Source organism: Planctomycetota bacterium, from assembly GCA_016872555.1.
Taxonomy (GTDB): Bacteria; Planctomycetota; Planctomycetia; order Pirellulales; family UBA1268; genus F1-20-MAGs016.
In genome coordinates this window covers 1-2,257 of the sequence record VGZO01000130.1, presented here as the reverse complement: position 1 = coordinate 2,257, position 2,257 = coordinate 1, and the positions used below count along the sequence as shown (strand labels likewise).

At 72.0% G+C, this 2,257-nt stretch carries 2 protein-coding genes; both read left to right on the top strand.

All coding sequences use genetic code 11. The features are described from left to right. Window positions 1–38: 38 nt before the first annotated feature. Window positions 39–1,349, top strand: a complete 1,311-nt coding sequence (locus FJ309_17450) for a hypothetical protein (protein MBM3956359.1) — start codon at window positions 39–41, stop codon at window positions 1,347–1,349. Between the two features lie 133 nt (window positions 1,350–1,482). Next, window positions 1,483–2,257, top strand: a 775-nt coding sequence (locus FJ309_17445) for a hypothetical protein (GenBank protein ID MBM3956358.1), incomplete at its 3' end; no start/stop codon positions are given.

Genomic DNA, 2,257 nt, shown 5'->3' with positions numbered 1-2,257 from the left:
GATTGACGGCAGCCGAGGCCGTGCGGGAGCGTTGATGCATGTTCCCGATCCTGACGGCCCGACGCCTCGCCCGTGCCCCCGCCGCCGCCCTCGCGCTGGGTCTCGCAGGCGGCCTGCCGACCCACGGGGCCGCCGACTGGCCGCAGTGGCGCGGGCCCACCCGCACCGGGCACCCATCGGCCGAGGAAGCCCCGCTGATCGCCCTGCCCGACTCGCCCAAGGTCGTCTGGTCGGTCGCCGCCGGACCGGGTTACGCCTCGCCCGTCGTGGCCGGGGACCTGGTCTTCGCGGCCGAGGCCCAGGAGGGCAAGGAGGTGGTGCGCGCGCTGGACGCAGCCACGGGTACCGAGCGGTGGAAGGCCGTGGTGGACGACACCTTCACCGACTCGCAAGGTCTGGCCGCGCCGCGCTGCACGCCCGTGGTGTCCGAGGGGCGGGTCTTCGCCCAGTCATGCCGCGGACGCCTGGCCTGTTTCCGAGCCTCCGATGGAAAGGCGCTGTGGACGGTCGACTACACGAAGGACTTCGGGGCGGTCTTCGTGGGCGAGAAGGGCAACAGCCAGGGGGCCATGCGCCACGGCAACAACGGGTCGCCCTGGGTGGAACCGGGCTGGTTGTGGGCGTCGGCGGGATCCACCCACGGCGCGGGCCTGGTCGCCTTGGATCCGGCCACCGGAAAGGTCCGCTGGAAGTCGGGCAACGAGGTCGCCGGCTACGCCGCGCCGATGGTGGGGACCCTCGGCGGAGTGCGACAGGTGGTGGACTTCATGGCCGAGGCGGCCGTGGGTTTCGAGGCCCAGACCGGCCGTGTCCTGTGGCGACATCCGCTCAAGACGGCCTTCTCGCGGCACGTCATGACCCCGTTGCTCCTGGCCGACCGGGTCATCCTCGGGTCGCACCAGACGGGTCTGCTGTGCCTGCAGGTCCGCCGTGAGGGCGACCGGTGGTCGGTGTCCGAGGCCTGGAACTCCAAGGAGGCCGCCCCCAACTTCTCATGCCCGATCGTGGTGGGCGACCGCATCGTGGGCCTGGGACCGCAGCGCGAGGTCGTGTGCATCGGGCGCGACGACGGCACGGTGCGCTGGACGCAGACGGGCTGGATCACCAGCGCCGCCGACAAGGCCCACGCGGGCTTCATCGCCGCCGGGGACGCGCGCGTGCTGATGCTCACCGACGGGGGCGAACTGCTGCTCTTCGACACCGGAGGCGCGGCCGCGCGGGAACTGGGCCGGGCGCAGGTGGCGGGAGTGAACTGGTGCAATCCGGCGCTCGCCGGCGGGCGCCTGTACCTGCGCGACGGGTTGCGGGACACGGGGCGCTGGAAGTGCCTCGACCTGGGGCGGAAATGACGAAACGGCCGGCCGCCAAGCCCACGCCGACCTGCGGATTCAAGGCCCGGAACCACCCCCGGATGGCCTCTTGCCGAAGCCCTCCGTCCGCCTATCCTCGCCAAATCGGTTTCGATCCCGCTCCCGCTTGGCCATGAAGATCCACCGTGTCCTGAAGGGGTTCCTGAAGGGGTTCCTGATTCTGCTTCTGCTCGCCACTCCGTCCCTGGATATCCTGCGGGCGCAGGCGCCTAGGCCCGGCGCTCCGGCGATCTTCTTCACGGCACCGGCCTCCGGCACCCGATGGCCGATGGCCCCGCTGACCCTCGAGGCCGTGGCGGTGGACCCCCAGGGCGGGCCGATCACCGTGGTCGAGTTCCTCGCCGACGGCGAGGTGGTGGCGAGATCGGACCGGAGTGGCGACCTGTTCGCGACGGTGATCGGCCTCAAGGTGCCGCACCGGGTCGTCTGGGAAAAACCCACCCCGGGCATCCGGGTGCTCGCGGCACGGGGACTCCGGGGCGGACTTACGGTGGCCCAGTCGGAACCGATCCGGGTCGTGATCGGCGACCCAACCCCGCCCGTCGTCCCGCCCGTCGTCCCGCCCGTAGACCCGCCCGTCATCCCCATCATCCCGCCCAATCCTCCCGCGGGCGGCGACGCCACCGTGACCCTCACCGCCCTCGACCCGGTGGCCGTCGAGTCCAATCCGGGCGACCTGATGACGGTGGAATTCCGCCGCACGGGCGACCTCTCCCGGCCGCTGCGGGTCTACTTCAAGGCCGGGGGGTCCGCCGATTGGACCACCGATGTGGCGGTCGTGGCCGGCGGCCTGAAGCCCGAGTCGGTCGACGACCCATCCCTCGGGCCCTGGCTTCGCAGCGTGGTCATCCCGGCCGGAACCGCGGTGGCCAAGCTGGCGCTTGCGC

Excerpts from the sequence above, each read along its gene's own strand:
- FJ309_17450 (MBM3956359.1), top strand. The coding sequence starts at position 39 with ATGTTCCCGATCCTGACGGCCCGACGCCTCGCCCGTGCCCCCGCCGCC.